Below are 22,456 nucleotides of genomic sequence, written 5' to 3'. Positions count from 1 at the left end.
GTCAGGGCAGTGCGTTCACCAGCTGCTCGATGGACACCCGCGGCCCGGTGAAGAACGGCGTCTCCTCACGGGTGTGCCGGCGGGCGTCGGTGGCACGCAATTCGCGCATCAGGTCGACGATGCGGTGCAATTCGGGCGCCTCGAAGGCCAGGATCCATTCGTAGTCACCCAGCGCGAACGCCGGAACGGTGTTGGCACGGACGTCCTTGTACTCGCGTGCGGCCATGCCGTGTTCGGCCAGCATGCGACGGCGTTCGTCGTCGGGCAGCAGGTACCACTCGTAGGACCGCACGAACGGATACACGCAAATGTAGGCGCCGGGTTCCTCACCGGCCAGGAACGCCGGGATGTGGCTCTTGTTGAACTCCGCCGGGCGGTGCAGCGCCACACTGCTCCACACCGGCGCGCTGACCTGGCCCAGGGCGGTGGTACGGCGGAAATCGGAGTAGGTGGCTTGCAGCGCCTCGACGCGCTCGGCGTGCGTCCAGACCATGAAGTCGGCGTCGGCCCGCAGACCCGCGATGTCATAGAGGCCGCGCACCACGACGCCGCGTTCCTCCTGCTGCTTGAAAAACCGGGTGGCGTCGTCGATTATGGCTTCGCGCTGCTCACCGAGCTCGCCGGGCTCCACCGAGTACACCGAGAACATCAGGTAGCGAATCGTGGAGTTCAGGGCGTCAAAGTCGATCTTGGCCATGAGACCTATCGTGCCACTTCCGGGTTCGAGGGCTCGGTGGCCCTGATCACACGCTCGACGGCCTTGCCGGCCGCACCGATACACGCCGGCACACCGATCCCGTCGAGATAGCTGCCCGCCACGGCCAACGTCTCCGGCAGCCCGGCTCGCAGCCGCGCGACCACCTCGGCGTGACCCGGCCCGTACTGCGGCATCGCCTCGATCCACCGCTGCACCCGCGCCTCCACCGGTTCGACGGCCAGCCCGAACACGGTGAAAAGGTCGTCGACCGCCCAGGCCCGCAGCTCCTCGTCGGAGGCGGTGGCGGCCAGCTGGTCGCCGAATCGCCCGAACGACATCCGCAGGAATTGCAGGTCACCCGGGATACCCCATTTGCGCGACGACAGGGTGATCGCCTTGGCCCGCAACTGCTCACCGCTGGCGGCCAGCACACCCGAGCACTCCGGGAAGGCCGTGTCTGCGGGCACGGCGAGCGCGACCACCACCGCCGACGCGCTGGTGATGCGGCGCGCGGCGGCGAGCGTCTGCGGTGCCACACCGTCGATCAGGCGCGCCAGCCGCGGCGCGGGAATCGCCAGGATCACCGCGTCGGCAGTCCAGGCGGTTCCGGTGTCGTCGCGCAGCGTCCAGCCCTGTCCACCACGCTCGAGCCGGTCCACCGCGGCGCGAACCCACCGCGGCCGGGCACGGGCGACCAGCTCGTCGAGCAGCACCTGATAGCCGCCGGCCAGCGCGCCGAACACCGGCGCGCCCGTGGCCGGCGGCAACCCCTGCCGTACCGCCTCGGTCAAGCTGGTGGCGCCGCGGTCCAATGCCGCCGCCACGCTGGGGGCGGCGGCGCGCAGCCCGATCGTGGCCGCCGAGCCGGCGTACACCCCGCTCAGCAGCGGGTCGACGGACCGCGCCACGGTCTGCTCGCCGAATCGGTCGCCGACCAATTCCGCTGCGGCGGGGTCGCTTCCGGGCTGCCAATCCAGCGGCCGGCCCGGCTCGGCGTCGATGCGCGCGACGGTGGCGTGGTCGACCAGTCCGGCCACCGACGCGGCCGAGGAGGGAATGCCGACGACCGTGCCCACCGGCAACGGGTGCAGCTGTCGCTGGCTGTAGATCAACGGCCGGGCACCGGTGGTGCCGATCTGACAATCAGACAGGCCCAGCTCGGCCAGCAGTGCCGGCATTTCGGGCCGGCGCAGCACGAACGCCTCGGCACCCAGGTCCATCGGTCGCCCGCCGAGCTGCTCGGTGCGCAGGATCCCACCGAGCCGATCGCCCGGATCGAACAGCGTGATGTCCGCGTCGTCTCCCGCCGCCATCCGCAGCCGGTAGGCCGCGGTCAGGCCGGAAATTCCGCCGCCAACAACACAATACGACCGCTGGGTCATAGCGAGTGGACCAGTGACACCAGATCGGTCAGCACGCCCGGGTCGGTCTCGGGCAGCACTCCGTGACCGAGATTGAAGACGTGGCCACCGGCCCCGGCGTCGACCGCACGACGGCCATCGTCGACGACTGCGCGCGCCGCGCGTTCCACCACCGGCCAGCCCGCCAGCAACACCACCGGATCGAGGTTGCCCTGCAACACCGTGCCCGGCCGCACCCGGGCGGCGGCGTCGGTGAGCGAGGTGCGCCAATCGACACCGACGACCGTCGGGCCCGCTTCGCCCATCGCGCCTAGCAGTTCTGCCGTCCCGACCCCGAAATGCGTCATCGGCACGCGGTATTCGGCCAGGGTCGCGAACACCCGGCTGCTGTGCGGCAGCACGTACTGGCGGTAGTCGGCCAGCGACAACGTTCCCGCCCACGAGTCGAACAGCTGGATGGCGTCCACCCCGGCGCCGATCTGGCCGCGCAGGAATTCCACCGTGAGGTCGGTGAGCTTGGACATCAGCGCGTGCCAGCTGGCCGGCTCGGCCAGCATCAGCGCCTTGGTGCGGGCATGGTTGCGGCTCGGCCCGCCTTCGACCAAATAGGACGCCAGCGTGAACGGCGCACCGGCGAAACCGATCAGCGGCACCGCGCCCAGCGCGTCGACCAGCAGCGAAACCGCCTGGCAGACCGGCTGAATCGCTTGCGGCTCAAGCGGTTTCATCGCCTCGATGTCGGCGTCGGTGCGGATCGGGTGTGCGATCACCGGCCCGACGTCTGCGACGATGTCCAACTCGATGCCCGCGGCGCGCAGCGGAACCACGATGTCGGAGAACAAGATCGCGGCGTCGACGTCATGGCGGCGGATCGGTTGCAGGGTGATCTCGCAGACCACCTCGGGCTGCAAACACGCCGCCAGCATGCTGTGGTGCTGACGCAGCGCGCGGTATTCGGGCAGCGAACGCCCGGCCTGCCGCATGAACCACACCGGCACCCGGCCGGGTTTGCGGCCGGTCACGGCCGCCAGGTAAGGCGACTCGGGAAGGTCGCGACGCGTACTCATCGGTCTCAATGCTGCCACGGTGCTGGTCCGGGGGCCCGGCGGCGGCCCCTGGAGCACCTGGCCACGCTGCGTAACATCAACCCGGTGTCAGTCGCACCGATCTCCGTCAACTACGACGAATTCCCCAGCCTGCGCTTCGAACGCGGCGAGAACGGCGTCCTCACCGTGGTTCTCGACGCCCCCGGGCTGAACTCGGTGGGGCCGCAGATGCACCGCGACCTCGCCGACGTCTGGCCGGCCATCAATCGCGACCCCGACGTGCGGGCCGTCCTGATCCGTGGTGAGGGCAAGGCGTTTTCGTCCGGCGGCAGTTTCGACCTGATCAGCGAAACCATCGGCGACTACGAGGGAAGGCTTCGCATCATGCGCGAGGCCCGCGATCTGGTGCTCAACATCATCAACTTCGACAAGCCGATGGTCTCGGCGATCCGGGGACCCGCCGTCGGCGCCGGCCTGGTCGTCGCGCTGCTCTCGGACATCTCGGTGGCCGGGCGGACCGCCAAGATCATCGACGGGCACACCAAGCTCGGGGTGGCCGCGGGCGACCACGCGGCGATCTGCTGGCCGCTGCTGGTCGGCATGGCCAAGGCCAAGTACTACCTGCTCACCTGCGACACCCTGCTGGGCGAGGAGGCCGAACGGATCGGCCTGGTATCCATCTGTGTCGACGACGACGACGTGCTCGCGAAAGCGACCGGCATCGCCCATGATCTGGCGCAGGGGGCCCAAAACGCGATCCGGTGGACCAAACACAGCCTCAACTACTGGTATCGCATGTTCGCGCCCGCCTTCGAGACGTCGCTCGGCCTGGAATTCTTGAGTTTCAGCGGCCCCGACGTGCAGGAAGGGCTGGCGGCGCATCGCGAGAAGCGCCCGGCCCGGTTCCACGGCTGAATAGCCCCTGAGCAGGCTAAACACCGAATGACGACGACGTGACACAACCTGGTAACAGCTTGGTCGCGACGGGTTTGGAAATCGGCGCGCCTGTCGCGGCGGGTCTGGCGATGGGTCTAGCGTCGGACGCTGTGACCCGCGCATACGACGATGCGGAGCAGGAGCGACACGGGGGCACCACCCGCTTGCGGGGGAGAGGAGTAGCGCCAGTGACCTCAGTCGAACCAGGCCCGTTCCGTGAGGCGGTGGCGGCCATGAACGCCGTCAACGCCCGGCCGGAGATCGAGCTGGGCCCGATCCGGCCGCCGCAGCGCCTGGCGCCCTTCAGCTACGCGCTGGGGGCCGAGGTGAAGCACCCCGACCTCGAGATCGTCCCCGAACGGTCGGAGGGCGATGCATTCGGCCGGCTGATCCTGCTCTACGACCCGGACGGCGCCGACGCCTGGGACGGCACCACCCGCCTGGTCGCCTACATTCAGGCGGACCTGGACTCCAGTGAGGCCGTCGATCCCCTGCTGCCCGAGGTCGCGTGGAGTTGGCTGGTCGACGCGCTGGAATCCCGGACGGACCAGGTCACCGCCCTGGGCGGCACCGTCACCGCCACCACGTCGGTGCGCTACGGCGACATCTCCGGCCCGCCGCGGGCCCACCAGCTCGAGCTGCGGGCCTCCTGGACCGCGACCACCCCCGCCGTCGGCGCGCATGTCGAGGCGTTTTGCGAGGTGCTGGAGCACGCCGCGGGCCTGCCGCCGGCCGGGGTCACCGACTTGAGCTCGCGGTCACGCGCCTGACATGTCTGAGCCGGGGGACCCTGAGCCCGACGGCACCGTGCCCGACAGCAGCGCGCCCGGACCCGCCCCGCTTCTGCACCCGGCCGAGGGCATACCCGACCTGTCGGTGACACGCAGCCAGATCTCGGACGCCGCAAGCTTCCTGGACAGCGGCCACGGGCCGTTCGCGGTGGACGCCGAGCGGGCGTCGGGCTTCCGCTACTCCAACCGCGCCTACCTGATCCAGATCCGGCGGGCCGGCGCCGGAACCGTGCTGATCGACCCGGTCAGCCACGGCGACGATCCGCTGACGGCGCTGCGGCCCGTCGCGGAGGTGCTCAGCACCGACGAATGGATCCTGCACGCGGCCGACCAGGATCTGCCGTGTCTGGCCGAGGTCGGCATGCACCCGCCGGCGCTGTACGACACCGAGCTCGCCGGTCGCCTGGCCGGATTCGAGCGGGTGAACCTGGCGGCGATGACCGAGCGGCTGCTGGGCCGGGGTCTGGTCAAGGGTCACGGCGCGGCCGACTGGTCCAAGCGGCCGCTGCCCACGGAGTGGCTCAACTACGCGGCCCTCGACGTCGAACTGCTCGTCGAACTGCGCGCCGCGATCGCTGCGGAGCTGGCTAACCAGGGCAAAACCGATTGGGCCGCGCAGGAATTCGACTACCTGCGCAGCGCGGGCAGCAGGGAGGCCACGCCGCGGCGCGACCGCTGGCGACGCACGTCGGGCATCCACCGGGTGCGCGATCGCCGCGGTTTGGCGGCGGTGCGTGAGCTGTGGACCACCCGCGACAACATCGCCGCGCGCCGCGACATCGCACCGCGGCGCATCCTGCCGGACTCGGCCATCATCGAGGCCGCGCTCGCCAATCCGAAGACGGTCGAAGACCTGGTCGCGTTGCCGGTGTTCGGCGGGCGCAACCAGCGGCGCAGCGCGGCGACGTGGTTGGGCGCGCTGGAGGCGGCGCGCAGGAGTCAGGACCCGCCCGAAGACACCGAGCCGCCGAACGGTCCCCCGCCGCCGGCGCGGTGGAGCAGGCGCAAACCGGAGGCGGCCGCCCGGCTGGAGGCCGCCCGGGCCGGGTTGTCGAAACTGTCTGAGCGGGTGGGGGTTCCGACCGAGAACCTGGTTTCGCCCGACCTGGTGCGGCGACTGTGCTGGGACTGGGCCGAAGCACCGGACCCGGTCGAGGCGGTCGAAGGATTCTTGTGCGCCGGCCACGCGCGGGCCTGGCAACGCGAGCTCGTCGATCCGGTGCTGGCGAGCGCGCTGCAGCCGCCACCCAAAACCGAAGACGGCTCGGCACAGTAGGCGAATGGCCCGCCTGTCGTCAGACGCCAACTCCGGTAGCGGCTCGTCGATTTCTACGTCGCTGCGTTATGCGCGGTGCAATAAGTGGCGCGAACCTTAAACCAAACTGAGTAAACCTGAAAAATAACTGTAGAAATTCCTGATCGTCGGAAAATTGGTGCATCCGGCACGTTCCGAGTGCCGTTAAGCTTGCGATAAGAAGCGAGTTGCCACCCAGAGAAGGGTACATTGAAATGGCCGTAGCAGCATCAGAAATTGGCGGCCTCGTGGGTAGTCTCGCCGGCATAGGCAGGAATATTGCCGCGAAGGATTGGATTGCGACGGGCATAGGCGCCGGCGCATTCGGCATGGAAACGACCAAAATTATCGTCAAGAGCATCGCCGAGCGAAGAATTAAGGCTGAAATAGAACGCGGCCTTCAGGAGCGAACCAATCCCTGGGCGGCGGAGGTGCCGATCATCGAATGGGGAACCGTCGCCATTACGGTCTTCGAATACTGCCTCGGCCTTGGTGACGCAACCAAGGGAGTTGAATTCGACAACGCCCGTTCAAAACTCGACTCGCCCAAGCGAGACTTGCAGTTGGCCATCCCCGACAGCAGGTGGGAGTCCACCGCGTCGGAAGAGTATGCCAAGCAGAACCAAGCCCAACTGGATCGCGTTTCCCTGACCCAAACCCAGGATCAGGCGATGATGGATGCACTTGCCGCTGAAGTCGCTCAGCTCACTGAAATACGCCGTGCGGTCGCTGGAATCAAGGACGGACTTACCGGGTGCATATTCGTTGCCTTAATGATCAAAGCGTATGGCAGCGAAGCCTCGTCGTTGGTGTTTCAGAAAGTGGTCACCCTGGCCGCGATCGCAGCAACGGTCAGTGCCATCGGTTACATGGAATTTTACTCGGGCACCGAGACCAAGCCGAAGCTAAAAGAAGTGGTCGAAGAATACGAGAAGATCATCGCCGAGATGAACAGTTACCTGTCCGCTTCTCACATTGCGCCGACCGCCCGCACGGCGCTCGCGAAAGGCTTGAAAGTCGCCGATTTCTCCAGCCGGACCGGTGCGACGGTCATGCCCGACCCGTTCACGTCGGCGGGCGACGCCGCGGCGAGCAAATCGACGATCCTTCCCAACCGACGGCAGCAGACCCAGATGCCGGCCCCACCGGTGAGCGCCATGCCCAGCCTGAGCCCGCTGAGCCAGCAACCCACCCAAGCCGAAGACCTGCCGGGGCAGCAAACCCCGCCCCTGCCGAGCGCCGTCAACCCGCCGCCGGTCACTGCCGCGCAGCGGAGCAAGGCGGCCCCGGCCGCCGGCGATCAGAGCGCACCCGCGAGCGGCGCCCCCGAGGAAGCCACCGTGAGTGAGGACATCGAAGTCGCGGGTGCGGCCGCAGGAGCCGAGGCGACCGAACGTCCGCCCGTCGAACTCACGGCACCTGGAACCGAGCAGGCGCACGGTCCGTTGACGGCGAACTAGACATCGAGGAGAACCCGATGACAAATCTGAGCGTCACATCAAAATATCTCGTCGACGTACTCGCGGCGGCGCATCAGCGAACCACCGAGGATTTCAAGAAATCGGCGACGGCGGTCGAGCGAGTCGGTGTCAACGCGTGGGTCAGCCATGGTGTGGCCTGCGGACCCGGCAACGATGCGGTGGTCGAGGTCGAGGCTCGCCGCGCCGAGGCAATTCGTCTGATGATCAAGGTTGCCGACGACCTCGCCACGAAACTGCGTGCGGCCGCCAAAGCGTACGAGGGCACCGACCACAAGGCCGCTCAAGATCTCGACACACAGCTGCGCCCCGGCTGAGCTGGCACCGCGAAAAGGCAGCCATTCCACCGACATTCGCAACTTTCGAGAGTAGGAAGCCATGCCCCAGGATCCGAGCAAAGACGGCGACGACGACCTCTTTGCCGTGATGGACTTCTCCGCCACCGGTGAACCCGCCGGCAACAGCACCGATGCGTCGGCCGCCCTTGACTTCTCCGCCACCGCAGACGACGGGGAAAGCCCGGCCGGCGAAGCCGTCGACATCTCACCCGTATATGCACCGGCCGCGCCCGAGGAGACCGCGACAGTGCTGGATGCCATCGATGCGGTGACACACGCTCCCGAGGAAACCGAAGATGTCGTTGCGCTATTCACCGCGACCAATCCTCCTGGGACGGTGTCGGTTTCGGCACTCGGGGACGGTGCGATCGATCGGGTGGACCTGTCCGCAGACGTGACGCGCCTTACTGAATCGCAGCTGGCCGAGGAGATCCTCGTCATGGCGCACCTGGCTGCCCAAAAGGGGCAAGCCGCCCAGCATGAGTTCCTGTTCGAGACCATGTGCGAGCTGGGCGCGGGCGATCCCGATGCGCTCAGCGACCTGCTGGAGAAGGGAATGGAATTGGCATCGCCGCAGCGCGCCGCGCAGACACAGGCCCGAATGTTCGCGACCCGCTACAACAATGGCTGATCGCCCACCACGGCGACGACGCCGACTGGGCTTTCACCGTTAAGCGCCGCTAAGCGCCGTTAAGCGCCGTCAGGCGCCGTTAGGTCAAGCCCAATGTGTCCGTCATCGACCCGGCAATGCCGGCCAGAGACTCGACCAGCCGTTGCTGCTGGGCTTCGTTGGCCACCTTCACGACGGCCGCCGCGTTGCGCAAGGCCTCGTTGACGCGCCGCTCGACCGTTTCGGCACCCAGGCGCAGCAGGCCATCTTCGATACGGAGGTCAGTGACGTTGCGGCGCCCGTTCACCGTTACTTCGACGGTCTTAGTCTCGTCGGTGGCCGTGAACGTCTCGGTGTGCGTGCGGTACAGCTCGTCCTCGAGGGCCGACTGCAATTGTTGTCCGTACTCCAGCGCCTGGGCCAGCTGTGGGTGGCGATCTGTGCTCATTGACCAGGTCCTTCTCGTCGGGGCGGCCGTCGCGTGGGCCAGCACCGATTGTGTCCTTGGTCCACAATTTCCATTGTATTGCTTTGACCAGGGCCCTCATCGCACCAGTTCTAGTCCAGGTGCTCGCGAATCTCCGCTTCCGATTCGCTACTGACCAGGGCGGCAACCCAACCGGTGATCCGGCGGGCCACATCCTGGTCGGTCAGTCCGAGGTCGGCGAGCACCTCACCGCGTGAGGCGTGCTCGTAGAACCTCTGATCCAGGCCGACGTCGCGGCACGGCACGTCGATGTCGGCTCGGCGCAGCGCGGCCGAAACCGCCGACCCCACACCACCATTGACGCCGTTGTCCTCGCACGTGACGAGCAGCTTGTGCTGGACCGCCAATTCGAGTACACCGTCGGAGACCGGCAGCACCCACCGCGGGTCGATCACGGTCACACCGATCCCCTGGTTGTGCAGCCGCTTTGCCACCTCGAGCGCCATCGGGGCGAACGCGCCGACCGCCACCAACAGCACATCGTGGTTGAGCCCGTCGGCGGGCACCGCCAGCACATCCACTCCCGACCGTTGTTCCAGCGCCGGAATGTCTTCGCCCACATCACCTTTGGGGAACCGCAGCGCCGTGGGTCCGTCGTCGACCTGCAGCGCCTCGCCGAGTTCTTCGCGCAGCCGGGTGCCGTCGCGCGGGGCGGCCACCCGCATGCCGGGCACGATGTTCAGCATCGACAGGTCCCACATGCCGTTGTGGCTGGCGCCGTCGGAACCGGTGACGCCGGCACGGTCGAGCACGATGGTGACGGGCAGTTTGTGCAGCGCCACGTCCATCATGATCTGGTCGAACGCCCGGTTGAGGAACGTCGAGTAGATGGCCACCACCGGGTGCATCCCACCCATCGCCAACCCGGCGGCCGACGTCAGCGCGTGCTGTTCGGCGATGCCGACGTCGAACAGCCGGTCCGGGAATCGTTGCCCGAACGCCGAGAGCCCGGTGGGGCCCGGCATCGCCGCCGTGATCGCCACGATGTCGCGGCGCTTTCGGGCATATTCGATCAGCGCGTCGGAGAAGGTCGCGGTCCAGCCCGGGCCCGGGATCTTGGTGGCCTGGCCGGTAGCCGGGTCGATCGGCGCGGTGGAGTGCATCTGTTCGGCCTCGTCGGCCTCGGCCGGGGCGTATCCCATGCCCTTGCGGGTGGCGACGTGGACGATCACCGGGGCGCCGAATCCGCGGGCCCGGCGCAGCGCGGCCTCCACGGCGCGTTCGTCGTGACCGTCGACCGGGCCGACATACTTCAGCCCGAGGTCGGTGAACAGCAGCTGCGGCGCCAACGAGTCCTTGACGCCCGCCTTGACGCTGTGCATGAAGTGGTAGCAGATCTCGCCGATCAGCGGCACCGCGCGCACCACGTCACGACCCTTTTCCAGCACCTGCTCGTAGGCCGGCTGCAACCGCAGCATGGCCAGGTGGTCGGCGACACCGCCGATCGTGGGTGCGTAGCTGCGGCCGTTGTCGTTGACGACGATGACCACGGGACGGCCTGAGGCCGCGATGTTGTTCAGCGCCTCCCAGCACATGCCGCCGGTCAGCGCGCCATCCCCGACGACGGCGACCACATGCCGATTGCGGTGTCCGGTCAGCTCGAACGCCTTGGCCAGGCCGTCGGCGTAGGACAGGGCGGCACTGGCGTGGCTGGACTCCACCCAGTCGTGCTCGCTCTCGGCGCGCGACGGATACCCCGACAGGCCGCCCTTTTTGCGCAGCGTCTCGAAGTCCTGCGCGCGTCCGGTCAGCATCTTGTGCACGTAGGCCTGGTGACCGGTGTCGAAGATGATCGGATCGTGCGGCGAGTCGAACACCCGGTGCAGCGCCAGCGTCAGCTCGACGACGCCGAGGTTCGGCCCGAGGTGTCCCCCGGTGGCAGCCACCTTGTGGATCAGGAACTCGCGGATCTCCTGGGCCAGATCACGGAGCTGCTGTTGGGAAAGGTGCTGCAGATCGGCCGGGCCGCGGATCTGTTCCAACATCACGTCAGTCTACGCAGCCGATGCCGAATGTAGCTCGCTACGAGGTGCCGAACAGTTCGGCCAGGCTGTCGTGCAGTTCGGGATCGGCCAGGACGACGACCTCGTCACCGGCCTCCAGTTCGGTGTCGCCCCGCACCGGCACCAGGCCGGTGGCGCGCACCACCATGCTCACCCAGATGTCCCCGGCACGGTCGCCGAGACCCTCGATCGTGCAGCCCTGGGCGGCTGACCCCGGGGCAACCCGCAGGCGATGGATCCCCTCGGGTTCGTCCTGCAGCCGGATACCGATCTCCCACGGCTGCGTCTCGACGGTACGCATGGGCAGCCGCAGCAGCTGGGCGACACCGGGCACCGAGCTGCCCTGCACCAGCACCGAGAAGATCACGACGACGACCACGATCCCGTACAGACGTTCCGCATCGGCGACGTGCGCGGCCCGCAGGAACTCGCCCAGCAGGATCGGCACTGCACCCTTGAGGCCGGCGAAGAGGATGAAGAGGCGTTCGTTTCGCTGCAGTCGGACCGGAAGCAGACAGGAGCCCACCGCCAACGGCCGAATCACCACCGTCAGGGCCACGCCGAGGACGAGCCCGGGAATCCATACGTCGGGGTGGGCAAGGACGTTGAGATCGACGGTCAACCCCAGAACGGCGAACGCGACGATTTCGGCCAGACCCGCCAACGCGGCGTGGAATCGCTTGATATCCGGCTTGTAGGGCGCGCGCGCGTCGCCGATCACGATGCCCGCGACGAACACCGCCAGAAATCCCGAGCCGTGCGCCAGCGTCGCGATGCCGTACAGCATCAGGCTGGATGCCAGCGTCCGCAGCGAGTAGAGGCTTTCGCTCGGCAGTGCCACGCGGCGCATGAACACGAGCAGAGCGCGGCCGCCGATGACCCCGACGGCCAGGCCGATCGCCATCTGCAGCGCGAATTCGGTTCCCACCCTGGCGAATCCGGCCGCCGTCAGGCCGCCGGCGGCGATCAGGCTGGTCATCAACGCGATTCCGACCGGGTCGTTGGCGCCGGACTCGCCTTCCAGGATGGTGCTGCTGCGACCGGCGATCTCACGTTTGCCCAGCACCGAGAAGACCACGGCCGGGTCGGTGGGAGCCACGGCGGTGGCCACGAGCACCGCAGGGAACCAATCGATTCCGCTCAGGTAATGCAGGATCACCGCGGCGCCGGCGGCGGTGAGCGCGGTGCCGATGACGCCGACCGACAGGACCGGGGCGGCGGCCGCGCGGAAGCGCGCAGGCCCGATGTGCATGCCGCCGTCGAACAACACCAGCACCAGCGCGATGGTGATCACCCGCTCGACGGTCGGCTCCGAAGGTGACTGCACCGCCGGCACGGTATGCGCGGCGACCGCGGCTCCGACCAGAACCAGCAGGGGCACCGGGATTTTGACGCGCTCGGTCAGGCGATTCGCCAACACCGCGCTCAGACCGACGGCACTGGCGAACAAGACCAGCAATGCGTACCGGAGCGTCTCGTTCACGTCGCCGACCGGTGGGTGCGCATGAGCCGGACGGTCGCGGGGCGTTGTTCGGCGGCAGCCACACGAGCCTCTCGATCGATCGACAACGAAATCGCCGACCAGACTTCCCGGCACACCCGCGACGGAGTCTAGCCCGCCGTGCGACAAATCACCTGCCGGTGGCGCGATCGACGCGCGTGACCGGAAGCATAGTCAAAGTTGGTTCGAGCCTGCGATGGTGGCGCCGAGGCTGCCCAGAGGGCGCACCCTGCACCCCAGATCACGCCCTGACCGCAGACTCGGCGAGCGTACGTTAGCGGGTGAGCAGCGCGATGCATTCGGTGTGATGAGTCAGCGGGAACGCGTCGAACACCGTGATCTGCCCGACGGCGTAACCATGCCGGAGGTACAGGCCGATGTCGCGAGCGAAAGACGCTGCCTCGCAACCGATGTGCACTACCCGCGGAACGCCGGCGGCGGCGAGGAGGTCGATGACGTCACGCCCGGCACCCGACCGCGGCGGGTCCAGCACCGCGATGTCGGCGCCGGCTTTCTGCGCCGACACCGCGCGACGCACCGAATCGGTGACGATGTCCACCTGAGGAAGATCAGCCAGGGCGGCCCGCGCGGCCCGCGTCGACGCACGCGAGGTGTCGACACAGAGCACCCGCCCCGACTCCCCCACCGCGTCGCCCAGGGCAGCGGCGAAAACGCCGACGCCGCCGTAGAGGTCCCACACGCGCATGCCGGCCCCGGGTTGCGCCCAGTCGGTGATCAGAGCGCTGTACACCCGCGCCGCATCCCGATGCGCCTGCCAGAACGCGGTCACCGGCACCTCCCAGCTGCGCCGCCCGACGCGTTGGGTTGCCTCGTAGTTGCCCTGCACCACGTTGGTCGCCGTTCGCCCGCCCTGACGCAGGGTGCGCACCACATGGCGACGTCCGTCGTCATCGACGGCGACGTGCAGCTGTGCGCTCGCAGACAGGTCGGCCGGAGAACACGCCTGGGCCAGTCCGTCCAGCATGCCCGGCGGCAATTGCGCACACCGCAGGTCGGTCACCAGCTCGTCGCTGTGGTAGCGGTGAAACCCGGGGCGGGCGTCGGCGCCGACCTCGAGACGCACCCGGGTGCGCCAGCCGGTGGGGCCGCGATCCGAAAGTGGTTGTGCCTCACCGCTCCAGTGATGCCCGCCCAGCCGTTCCAGCTGATTGGCCACGACCTGACCCTTGAGCGTCCGGACCGCTTCCGGGGCGGCAAATGCCAGATCGCAACACCCGGCTCCCTCGACACCCGCGATCGGGCACAACGAATCGGTCCGGTCCGCCGACGCGTCGAGCACTTCGACAACCTCTGCGTGCCAATAGGATCCCCGGTCCGCGGTGACCCGCACCCGCACCCGCTCGCCGGGCAGGGCGTAGCGGACGAACACCACCCGGCCCTCGTGGTGTGCCACGCAGCTACCGCCGTTGGCGGCAGCACCGGCCACCAGCGTCAGCTCCCCGGGCGACAGCGAGGAGTCGGCACTCACGATGTTGTCCTCGTCGAGCCGGTTAGTCGAAGATCCCGCGGCGGGCGTCACCGGGAGCGGCGTGCGGCTGCAGGGTCTTGAGTCGCTCCGACGAATTCAATTGCCAGGGAACCGAAGTCACCATCACGTTGGGCATGAACAGCAGCCGGCCCTTGAGTCGCAGCGCGCTTTGGTTGTGCAGCACCTGCTCCCACCAGTGGCCGACGACGTATTCCGGAATGAACACCGTCACCACGGTGCGCGGCGAGTCCTTGCTGACTCGCTTGACGTAGTCGAGCACCGGACGGGTGATGTCGCGGTAGGGAGAGGCGATGACCTTCAGCGGCACGCTGATCTCGCTGTGTTCCCAATCATGCACCAGCTCACGGGTTTCCACGTCGTCCACGCTGACCGTGACGGCCTCGAGCACATCGGGACGGGTCGCGCGCGCGTAGGCCAGCGCGCGCAGGGTCGGTAGATGCAGCTTCGAGACCAGTACCAGGGCGTGGTTGCGGCTGGGCAGCACCACGTCGTGCTGGGCGGCCGCCTGCTCCTCCAATTCCCGGGAGACGGTGGCGTAGTGCCTGCGGATCATCTTCATGATGACGAACAGCGCGCCCATCGCGACGATCGCGATCCAGGCTCCGGCAAAGAATTTGGTGACCAGCACCACCAGCAGAACCGCGCCGGTGGACAGCAGACCGACCGTGTTGATCACCCGCGAGCGCTTCATCTTGGCCCGCATCTTCGGGTCGGTCTCGGTGCGCAACAGGCGAGTCCAGTGCCGGACCATGCCGATTTGGCTCAGCGTGAACGATATGAACACGCCGACGATGTAGAGCTGGATCAGCGCGGTGACCTCACCGCGGAACGCGATGACGAATGCCAGCGCCGCCGCCGACAGAAACAGGATCCCGTTCGAGAAGGCCAGGCGGTCACCGCGGGTGTGCAACTGGCGCGGCAGATAGCTGTGCTGTGCGAGCACCGAGCCGAGCACCGGGAAGCCGTTGAACGCGGTGTTGGCCGCCAGCACCAAGATCAGGGCCGTCACGGTGGCGATGAGCAGAAACCCGATTCGGAAGCTGCCGAACACCGTCTCGGCCAGCTGGGTGACCAGTGTCTTCTGCATGTAGCCGGCCGGCGCACCCGTCAGCTGAGTGGCCGGGTCGTCGACCAGCTGCACATGGATCTGCTGGGCCAGCACGATGATGCCCATCAGCAGCGTCACCGCGATCACGCCGAGCATCAGCAGCGTCGTTGCGGCGTTGCGGGACTTGGGTTTCTGGAACGCCGGGACGCCGTTGCTGATCGCCTCGACACCGGTCAGCGCCGCGCAGCCGGACGAGAACGAGCGGGCCAGCAGGAAGGCGAACGCGAAGCCGACGATCTGGCCGTGCTCGGCATGCATCTGAAAAGCCGCGGATTCGGCTCGCAGCGGATTGCCCAGCACGAAAATCCGGATCAGCCCCCAGCCGATCATCACGACGACCCCGACGATGAACGCATACGTCGGGATCGCGAAAGCCACCCCGGACTCGCGGATCCCGCGCAGATTCAGCGCCATCACGAACAGGATGGCGGCCACACAGAACCACACCTTGTTCTGCGCCACGAGCGGGACCGCCGAACCGATGTTCGCCATCGCGGATGATGTCGAAACAGCAACGGTGAGAACATAATCCACCATCAGCGCACTGGCCACCACGAGGCCCGCGGTCTCGCCCAGGTTGGTGGTGACCACTTCGTAGTCACCGCCACCGGAGGGGTAGGCGTGCACGTTCTGCCGGTAGCTGGCCACCACCACCAACATGACCGCGGCCACCGCAAGCCCGATCCACGGCGTCAGCGCGTAGGCGGCCGCTCCGGCCACCGAGAGCATCAAGAAGACTTCCTCGGGCGCGTACGCCACCGACGACAGTGCGTCGGAGGCGAACACCGGCAAGGCGATGCGTTTGGGCAGCAGGGTGTGGCTCAGCCGGTCGCTGCGTTGCGGTCGCCCGATGAGCAACCGGCGCGCTGCGGTTGAAAGTTTGGACACGAGAGCCAAGAGTAAGCGCAACAGGCCATGCCGGTAGCGTTCCGTGGGCGAGAATATTCCCGACGGAAATCGGCTGGCCACAAGTTTGCCGATGGAACACGACCCAGCCGAGAGGACCTGACGTGCGGGTGGTTGTAATGGGCTGTGGCCGGGTGGGCTCTTCGCTGGCCGACGGACTGTCCCGAATTGGCCACGACGTCGCCGTGATCGACCGCGACAGCACGGCATTCAACCGGCTGAGCCCGGAATTCGCCGGCGAGCGGGTGCTGGGCCAGGGCTTCGACCGGGACGTGCTGCTGAAGGCCGGCATCGAGGAGACCGACGCGTTCGCCGCGGTGTCCTCCGGAGACAACTCCAACATCATTTCGGCCCGGTTGGCCCGCGAGACGTTCGGCGTTAACCGGGTGGTGGCCCGGATCTACGACGCCAAGCGCGCCGAGGTCTACGAACGCCTCGGCATTCCCACGATCGCCACCGTGCCGTGGACCACCGACCGGCTGCTCGGCCTGCTGACCCGCGACACCGAGACCGCCAAGTGGCGCGACCCCACCGGTACGGTCGCGGTCGCCGAGGTCGTCCTGCACGAGGACTGGGCGGGCCGCCGCGCCACCGATCTCGAGCAGGCCACCGGTGCGCGCGTGGCGTTTCTGATCCGGTTCGGCACCGGCATCCTGCCCGAGCCCAAGACGGTCATCCAGGCCGGCGATCAGGTCTACATCGCCGCGATCTCCGGCCGCGCGGCCGAGGCGGTAGCCATCGCCGCCCTGCCTCCCGCCGACGACATCGATTCGGGGACGGGACATTGAACCCGAGCCGCCGGACCGCGACTTAAGGAGCGCCGCACATGAAGGTAGCTATCGCCGGGGCGGGAGCGGTCGGCCGCTCGGTCGCCCGCGAACTGCTCGAGAACAACCACGACATCACCCTGATCGAACGCAACCCCGACCACGTCGACGTCGACGCGATCCCGGCCGCGCACTGGCGACTCGGCGACGCCTGCGAACTGAGCCTGCTGGAATCGGTCCACCTCGAGGATTTCGACGTGGTGGTCGCCGCGACCGGGGACGACAAAGCCAACGTCGTGCTGTCCCTGCTGGCCAAGACCGAGTTCGCGGTGCCCCGGGTGGTGGCCAGGGTCAACGATCCGCGCAACGAGTGGCTGTTCACCGACGCCTGGGGTGTCGACGTGGCGGTGTCCACTCCGCGCATGCTGGCGTCGCTGATCGAAGAAGCCGTCGCCGTGGGCGATTTGGTGCGCCTGATGGAATTCCGGCGGGGTCAGGCCAACCTGGTCGAGATCACGCTGCCCGACGACACGCCCTGGGGCGGCAAGCCGGTTCGCCGGCTCGAGCTGCCCCGCGATGCCGCCCTGGTGACCATCCTGCGCGGGCCGCGCGTGATCGTCCCGGAAGCCGACGAGCCGCTGGAAGGCGGCGACGAGTTGCTCTTCGTCGCGGTCACCGAGGTCGAAGAGGATCTGCGCAAGCTGGTGCTGCCGGCGGTGGCGCCGCCCGCCACCTAGTCGACGACGGTCTCGGGTTCGATCTGCGGATCGACCGCATCGCCGGCGCCGCCCATCGCGCGCTGCGCCGCCCTGATCGCCCCATAGGTGACCAGCGCGGCGGCCGCGGTCAGCGGCCAGCCCATCCCGATGCGCGCGGCTGCCAGCCAGCCGGTCTGGTCGGCGTCGTAGAGCAGTCGCTGCACCACGAACCGCGCGGCGAAGACCAGCGTCCAGCACAGCGTGGCGATGTCGAACGCGTAGACGGCCCGCGACACGTCGCGCCACGCGCGGTCCCGCCCGGTAGCCCAGCTCCAGGCGTAGCCGACCAGCGGCCGGCGGATCACGACGGACACCGCGAAGACCACGGCCCACACCAGCGAGACCCAGATGCCGAGCAGGAAGTACCCCTTGGAAGCCCCGACGATGTAGGCGATCAGCGCGCAGACCGCGACCCCGAAGAATCCGGAGAACGCCGGCTGCGTGGATTCGCGCCGAATCAGCCGCCACACCAGGACGAGTGCGGCCAGCCCCATCGCGGCCCCGATCGCGGGCACCAGGCCGAGCAGGCTGGACGCCGCCACGAAGGTGACGACGGGCAGCGACGAGTAGATGAGACCGCTCACCCCGCCCAGCTGGCTCAGCAGGCGTTCTGGGTTGATGCGGTTAGACGTGTTGCCGGGCAGAGTCAACGCTGAATTTCGTAATGCGGGTTGTAGATGGCCTTGGTTCCGTTCTCCAGCTTGCCCATCCGGCCGCTCACCCGCAAAGTGCGTCCAGAGTCGATGCCGGGGATCCGGCGCTGGCCCAACCAGACCAGGGTCACAGTGTCGCTGCCGTCGAACAGTTCGGCCTTCACACCGCCGGCGCAGCCCTTGCCGTTACATTCCACGCTGCGCAGCGTGCCCACCATGGTGACCTCTTGGCCACGCTCGCAATCGATCGCGCGCTGTGCGCCAGTGCTCGCGACTTCGTCGGACAATTCCTCGGAATCGCGTTGCTCCGGGTCCTCCGTCAACCGACGGGTGAGGCGGCGCAAATAACCCTGGGCCCCCATGGCCACTCCTGACAATTGGAGAAAAAGCTGCGGTGCTTTCATCTATGCCAACGGACACCGTAGACCTGTTGGTTCCCCTGCGCCAACCGAATCAAACTGTGATTTTGGAACGTTCGCCGCGCCGGGCAGTATCGGGGCGTGGGTGTCGATCTGCGCGGTGTGACGGCGGTGCTATTGCCCGGAACCGGATCCGACGACGTCTACGTCAATCGGGCTTTTTCCGGACCGCTGCGCAATGCCGGCGCACGGCTCGTTTGCCCGCCGCCGCGGCCGGAAAGTTTGGTCGACGGCTACCTGTCCGCCTTGGACGAGGCCGCGCGCGAGGGCCCGATCGCCGTCGGCGGAATCTCGATCGGTGCTGCCGTAGCGGCCGCCTGGGCACTGGCACACCCAGGCCAAACGGTCGCCGTGCTGGCCGCGCTGCCCGCCTGGTCGGGACCACCGGGGTCGGCGCCGGCCGCGCTCGCCGCGCGGTATTCGGCGTTCCAGCTACGCACCGAGGGTCTGGTCGCGGCCACCGCACAGATGCGAGCGTCGAGCCCGGCCTGGCTGGCCGATGAACTGACCCGGTCCTGGCTTGCCCAGTGGCCACTGCTGCCCGACGCCATGGACGAAGCGGCCGCCTACGTCGCGCCCAGCTGTGACGAACTCAACACGCTCGCGGCGCCGCTCGGCGTGGCGGCCGCGGTCGACGATCCGATTCATCCGCTGCAGGCCGGTGCCGACTGGGCCGCCGCCGCGCCCCACGCCGCGTTGCGGACGGTGACCCTCGATCAGATCGGCGCGGACAGCGCCGCGCTCGGGGCGGCCTGCTTGGCGGCGCTGGCCGACGCGTAAGGGTCGGGCCGAGTGGATTCGCACGCGAGGCAAGGATGGCCGTTTCGGGCCGGTTAGCCGCCGGTGGTGGTGCGCAGCTGCTGCATGGCCGAGCCGTCCGCGCTGCGGCGCGCGGACGGATCGTTGGGCGGCGCTTGCGCACCGGTTTGTTCGGCGGCCTGCTGCGCCGCCTCGGCCTGCTGCAGGGCGGCCTGACGCAGTTGCTCGGCCATCGGTTCGGGAAGGTTGACGGCCAGCGGCGTGCGCACCGGCAGCGGGGTGTCGCCGCGGCGAACCACGGTGTCCGCCAACGCCGAACGTGCCTCCTGCTCGAGTGCCTCGATGGTTTCGTGCGGGCCGTTGATGACGCAGCGGATCATCCAGCGGTAGCCGTCGACGCCGATGAAGCGCACCACCCCCGACGCGGTACCGACCACCTCGCGGCCCCACGGGCCGTCCTTGATGCTGACTTGGGCCGAGTCCTTGCGCAGCGAGTCGGCGAGCTCGCCGGCCACCTCGCGCCACAAGCCGCCGGTCTTGGGCGCGGCGTAAGCGGCGATCGTGAACCGGCCGTTGGGCGTGACGACCCACACCGCGCTCGGGACGCCGGTCTCGGTCAGCTCGACCTGCAGCTGGCCGGCTTCGGGCATCGGGATGAGCACCGAGCCCAGATCGAGCCGGGCCAGCTCCGCGACCGACGGGTCGTCGAAGTCGTCGATGTCGAACGGACCATCCAGCTCGTCCTCGAACTCGTCGTCGACCGGGTCGGCGGCGGTGGCCTCGGCCCCCGACTCGTCGCTGTCGTCCTTACCTGATCTACCAAGTGCAGCCATCGGCGCCGCTCCTCCTCATCGCTTCGTCCCCCGCGAGCGGGAGGTACCCCCGCTGCATCGTCGCCAGCGCATCACAAACTCGCATGTCCGCCGGAGGAACCGTGACCACCATCGCCACGGGATGTTTCGGCCAGCCCGGCCTCGTCGAACGACGCGACCTCGACCAGCTCGACTAACTCGACCCGCTGCACCAGCAACTGGGCGATGCGGTCGCCGCGGTGCACCACGATCGGCTCGGCCGGGTCGAGATTGATCAGCGAGATCTTGACCTCTCCGCGATAGCCGGCATCGATCGTTCCCGGACTGTTGACGATCGAAAGTCCAACCCGCGCAGCCAATCCCGAGCGGGGGTGCACCAGGCCGACCATCCCGAACGGGATAGCGACCGCCACGCCGGTACGGACCAGGGCGCGTTGCCCCGGGCCCAGCGTGACGTCTTCTGCGCTGAACAGATCAACCCCCGCGTCGCCGTCGTGGGCACGACTGGGCAGCGGGAGTTCGGGGTCGAGGCGGACAACTTTCATTTCAACGCCAGACTGGTCGACACGGGGCCACAGACTACCCTTGACCGCGTGTCGAGTACGCGCGTCGCGCCGCACAGCGTGCGATATCGCGAAAGGCTGTGGGTCCCGTGGTGGTGGTGGCCACCGGCCTTCGCGCTGGCGACGCTGATCGCCGTCGAGGTCAATCTGGGTGTCAAAGCGCTCCCTGACTGGTTGCCGTTCGTGGTGTTGTACATCGTGGCCATCGGCGCGCTGCTGTGGCTGGGCCGCGTCGAAATCCGGGTCACCGCCGGCCCAGACGGTGTGGCGCAGCTATGGGCCGGGGAAGCCCACCTCCCGGTCACCGTGATCGCCCGATCCGCGGAGATAGCGCCGACGGCGAAGTCGGCGGCCCTGGGACGTCAGCTCGACCCCGCGGCGTATGTCGTGCATCGCGCATGGGTCGGACCGATGATTTTGCTCGTCCTCGACGATCCAGACGACCCGACGCCGTACTGGATGGTGAGCTGCCGTCACCCGGAACGGGTGCTGTCGGCACTGACACGCTAGGTGCAGCGATCAGGCTGCGCAGTCGGTGCAGATCATCACGCCGTTCTTCTCGCTGGCAAGTCGACTGCGGTGCTGCACCAGAAAGCAGCTCGAGCAGGTGAACTCGTCGGCTTGTTTCGGAATGACCCGAACCGACAGCTCCTCGCCAGACAAGTCAGCGCCAGGCAGTTCGAAATTCTCGGCGGTCTCGGATTCGTCCACGTCGACAACAGCCGACGCGGCCTCGTTCCGCCGTGCCTTGAGCTCCTCCAGCGAGTCCTCCGAAACGTCGTCGGTTTCGGTACGCCGTGGAGCGTCATAGTCGGTAGGCATCGTCCAATCCCCTCACATGCCTGCGTTACCTCAAGCAACGCTTTGTACCAGCGTCGAACGCATCCACCAAACGATTCGTGCCCGCAACGCGGTCGGATGGGTTGTGATTTACCTCACACCCCCGAATTAACCCTCATATTCGCCGTTAAACAGTGGATTTGGTGTGCGGCTAGAGTGCAGCTGTGGTCGCACAAATCACCGAGGGTACAGCCTTCGACAAGCACGGTAGGCCCTTTCGGCGACGCAATCCCCGACCCGCGATTGTCGTGCTGGTTTTCCTGGTGTTGGTGACCGGGGTCGCGTGGACGGTGGCGCTGACGCGACCGGCCAAGGTTCGCGAAGCCGAGGTGTGCAACCCGCCCCCGGCGCCGGCCAACGGATCGGCGCCGGCCCAACTCGGCGAGCAAATGTCGCGCAGTGCGATGGCCGACGTGCCGCCCGCCAAACTCGCCGACACCAAGGTTCGCGTGCTCAACGCCAGCGGCCGCGGCGGCCAGGCCGCCGATGTCGCCGGCGCGATGAAAGATCTGGGGTTCGCGCAGCCGACCGCGGCCAACGACCCGATCTACGCCGGCGCCCGGCTGAACTGCCAGAGCCAGATCCGGTTCGGCACGGCCGGCGGGTCCACGGCCGCCGCGGTGTGGCTGGTCGCCCCCTGCAGCGAGCTGTTGAACGACAACCGCGCCGACGATTCCGTCGACCTCGCGATCGGCACGGAATTCACCGCGCTGGCGCACAACGACGACATCGACTCGGTACTGGCCAGCCTGCGTCCCGGTGCGACCGGATCGTCAGATCCCTCGCTGTTGTCCAAGATTCACGCCAGCAGCTGCTGAC

The 22,456-nt window shown here is 67.9% G+C and carries 24 protein-coding genes; 11 read left to right on the top strand and 13 right to left on the bottom strand.

The window, feature by feature from the left end; all coding sequences use genetic code 11:
• Window position 1 precedes the first annotated feature (1 nt).
• Genes hemQ through hemE form a run of 3 tightly spaced genes read right to left on the bottom strand, consistent with a single transcriptional unit; the run spans window position 2 to window position 3,125 of the window.
• Window positions 2-697, bottom strand: a complete 696-nt coding sequence (hemQ, locus tag MAAFP003_RS09695; RefSeq protein ID WP_096286436.1) for a hydrogen peroxide-dependent heme synthase — start codon at window positions 695-697, stop codon at window positions 2-4.
• A gap of 5 nt (window positions 698-702) precedes the next feature.
• A complete protein-coding gene (locus tag MAAFP003_RS09690; protein WP_096286434.1) occupies window positions 703-2,079 on the bottom strand; it encodes a protoporphyrinogen oxidase in 1,377 nt (458 codons plus the stop codon).
• Entirely contained in the window at window positions 2,076-3,125 is a 1,050-nt protein-coding gene (gene hemE, locus MAAFP003_RS09685) for a uroporphyrinogen decarboxylase (RefSeq protein WP_096286432.1), read from the bottom strand. Before hemE ends, MAAFP003_RS09690 begins: the two co-directional genes overlap by 4 nt.
• Before the next feature lie 99 nt (window positions 3,126-3,224).
• Between hemE and MAAFP003_RS09680 the strand changes: the two genes are divergently transcribed.
• The 6 genes from MAAFP003_RS09680 to MAAFP003_RS09655 all read left to right on the top strand — a co-directional run bounded on the left by MAAFP003_RS09680 (window position 3,225) and on the right by MAAFP003_RS09655 (window position 8,572).
• On the top strand, window positions 3,225-4,019 hold the full coding sequence (locus MAAFP003_RS09680; RefSeq protein ID WP_096291018.1) for an enoyl-CoA hydratase/isomerase family protein: 795 nt from the start codon (window positions 3,225-3,227) through the stop codon (window positions 4,017-4,019).
• A gap of 131 nt (window positions 4,020-4,150) precedes the next feature.
• Window positions 4,151-4,810, top strand: a complete 660-nt coding sequence (locus MAAFP003_RS09675) for a DUF3000 domain-containing protein (protein ID WP_165796341.1) — start codon at window positions 4,151-4,153, stop codon at window positions 4,808-4,810.
• A 1-nt stretch (window position 4,811) separates the two neighbouring features.
• Window positions 4,812-6,107, top strand: coding sequence for an HRDC domain-containing protein (locus MAAFP003_RS09670; protein ID WP_096286430.1), 1,296 nt, complete (start codon window positions 4,812-4,814; stop codon window positions 6,105-6,107).
• A 233-nt stretch (window positions 6,108-6,340) separates the two neighbouring features.
• Entirely contained in the window at window positions 6,341-7,585 is a 1,245-nt protein-coding gene (locus tag MAAFP003_RS09665; RefSeq protein ID WP_133160836.1) for an EspA/EspE family type VII secretion system effector, read from the top strand.
• Window positions 7,586-7,602: 17 nt separating this feature from the next.
• Window positions 7,603-7,920, top strand: a complete 318-nt coding sequence (locus tag MAAFP003_RS09660; protein WP_096286426.1) for an ESX-1 secretion-associated protein — start codon at window positions 7,603-7,605, stop codon at window positions 7,918-7,920.
• Window positions 7,921-7,981: 61 nt separating this feature from the next.
• Window positions 7,982-8,572, top strand: coding sequence for a DUF2694 domain-containing protein (locus tag MAAFP003_RS09655; RefSeq protein WP_096286424.1), 591 nt, complete (start codon window positions 7,982-7,984; stop codon window positions 8,570-8,572).
• A gap of 79 nt (window positions 8,573-8,651) precedes the next feature.
• Here the strand turns inward: MAAFP003_RS09655 and MAAFP003_RS09650 are convergent, their stop codons facing one another.
• The 5 genes from MAAFP003_RS09650 to MAAFP003_RS09630 form a co-directional block, all read right to left on the bottom strand.
• Window positions 8,652-8,999, bottom strand: coding sequence for a YbaB/EbfC family nucleoid-associated protein (locus tag MAAFP003_RS09650; RefSeq protein WP_096286422.1), 348 nt, complete (start codon window positions 8,997-8,999; stop codon window positions 8,652-8,654).
• A gap of 110 nt (window positions 9,000-9,109) precedes the next feature.
• On the bottom strand, window positions 9,110-11,023 hold the full coding sequence (dxs, locus tag MAAFP003_RS09645; RefSeq protein WP_096286420.1) for a 1-deoxy-D-xylulose-5-phosphate synthase: 1,914 nt from the start codon (window positions 11,021-11,023) through the stop codon (window positions 9,110-9,112).
• Window positions 11,024-11,060: 37 nt separating this feature from the next.
• Window positions 11,061-12,524 (bottom strand): cation:proton antiporter domain-containing protein, encoded by a 1,464-nt coding sequence (locus tag MAAFP003_RS09640; RefSeq protein ID WP_096286418.1) that lies wholly within the window; start codon window positions 12,522-12,524, stop codon window positions 11,061-11,063.
• Between the two features lie 292 nt (window positions 12,525-12,816).
• Entirely contained in the window at window positions 12,817-14,013 is a 1,197-nt protein-coding gene (locus MAAFP003_RS09635) for a class I SAM-dependent RNA methyltransferase (RefSeq protein ID WP_096291016.1), read from the bottom strand.
• A gap of 40 nt (window positions 14,014-14,053) precedes the next feature.
• Window positions 14,054-16,048 carry an APC family permease gene (locus MAAFP003_RS09630; protein WP_096291015.1) on the bottom strand — a complete coding sequence of 665 codons (1,995 nt, stop codon included), beginning with the start codon at window positions 16,046-16,048 and terminating at the stop codon, window positions 14,054-14,056.
• 122 nt (window positions 16,049-16,170) lie between these two features.
• Here MAAFP003_RS09630 and MAAFP003_RS09625 point away from each other — a divergent pair, with 122 nt between their 5' ends.
• Window positions 16,171-16,854: a potassium channel family protein gene (locus MAAFP003_RS09625; RefSeq protein ID WP_096286416.1), complete on the top strand. Its 684-nt coding sequence runs from the start codon at window positions 16,171-16,173 to the stop codon at window positions 16,852-16,854.
• Window positions 16,855-16,892: 38 nt separating this feature from the next.
• Window positions 16,893-17,570 carry a potassium channel family protein gene (locus MAAFP003_RS09620; protein WP_096286414.1) on the top strand — a complete coding sequence of 226 codons (678 nt, stop codon included), beginning with the start codon at window positions 16,893-16,895 and terminating at the stop codon, window positions 17,568-17,570.
• Here MAAFP003_RS09620 and MAAFP003_RS09615 read toward each other — a convergent pair.
• Both MAAFP003_RS09615 and MAAFP003_RS09610 read right to left on the bottom strand, forming a co-directional pair.
• Window positions 17,567-18,241, bottom strand: coding sequence for a DUF3159 domain-containing protein (locus tag MAAFP003_RS09615; protein WP_243393842.1), 675 nt, complete (start codon window positions 18,239-18,241; stop codon window positions 17,567-17,569). The genes MAAFP003_RS09620 and MAAFP003_RS09615 overlap by 4 nt on opposite strands.
• Window positions 18,238-18,606 (bottom strand): OB-fold nucleic acid binding domain-containing protein, encoded by a 369-nt coding sequence (locus MAAFP003_RS09610; RefSeq protein ID WP_036468284.1) that lies wholly within the window; start codon window positions 18,604-18,606, stop codon window positions 18,238-18,240. Before MAAFP003_RS09610 ends, MAAFP003_RS09615 begins: the two co-directional genes overlap by 4 nt.
• 138 nt (window positions 18,607-18,744) lie before the next feature.
• Between MAAFP003_RS09610 and MAAFP003_RS09605 the strand changes: the two genes are divergently transcribed.
• The gene (locus tag MAAFP003_RS09605; RefSeq protein WP_096286412.1) at window positions 18,745-19,443 is read left to right on the top strand and encodes a hypothetical protein; all 699 of its coding nucleotides are present in this window, start codon (window positions 18,745-18,747) and stop codon (window positions 19,441-19,443) included.
• A 53-nt stretch (window positions 19,444-19,496) separates the two neighbouring features.
• Here the strand turns inward: MAAFP003_RS09605 and MAAFP003_RS09600 are convergent, their stop codons facing one another.
• Together MAAFP003_RS09600 and dut are read right to left on the bottom strand one after the other, a co-directional pair.
• The gene (locus tag MAAFP003_RS09600) at window positions 19,497-20,255 is read right to left on the bottom strand and encodes a DUF3710 domain-containing protein (RefSeq protein ID WP_096286410.1); all 759 of its coding nucleotides are present in this window, start codon (window positions 20,253-20,255) and stop codon (window positions 19,497-19,499) included.
• Between the two features lie 71 nt (window positions 20,256-20,326).
• Complete coding sequence (gene dut, locus MAAFP003_RS09595; RefSeq protein WP_096286408.1) at window positions 20,327-20,779, bottom strand: dUTP diphosphatase; 453 nt, start codon at window positions 20,777-20,779, stop codon at window positions 20,327-20,329.
• Between the two features lie 48 nt (window positions 20,780-20,827).
• Here dut and MAAFP003_RS09590 point away from each other — a divergent pair, with 48 nt between their 5' ends.
• Complete coding sequence (locus tag MAAFP003_RS09590) at window positions 20,828-21,307, top strand: DUF3093 domain-containing protein (protein WP_096286406.1); 480 nt, start codon at window positions 20,828-20,830, stop codon at window positions 21,305-21,307.
• Window positions 21,308-21,316: 9 nt separating this feature from the next.
• On the opposite strand, the gene MAAFP003_RS09585 is transcribed toward MAAFP003_RS09590, so the two are convergent.
• Window positions 21,317-21,619: a DUF4193 domain-containing protein gene (locus MAAFP003_RS09585; protein ID WP_007774871.1), complete on the bottom strand. Its 303-nt coding sequence runs from the start codon at window positions 21,617-21,619 to the stop codon at window positions 21,317-21,319.
• A gap of 182 nt (window positions 21,620-21,801) precedes the next feature.
• On the opposite strand from MAAFP003_RS09585, the gene cei reads away from it, so the two are divergent.
• Window positions 21,802-22,455, top strand: coding sequence for an envelope integrity protein Cei (cei, locus tag MAAFP003_RS09580; protein WP_096286404.1), 654 nt, complete (start codon window positions 21,802-21,804; stop codon window positions 22,453-22,455).
• Window position 22,456 lies beyond the last annotated feature (1 nt).

Origin of the sequence: Mycobacterium ahvazicum, from assembly GCF_900176255.2 — a bacterium.
Classification (GTDB): domain Bacteria; phylum Actinomycetota; class Actinomycetes; order Mycobacteriales; family Mycobacteriaceae; genus Mycobacterium; species Mycobacterium ahvazicum.
The sequence above is the reverse complement of the archived record's forward strand: the minus strand, read 5'-3'. Positions and strand labels throughout refer to the sequence as shown.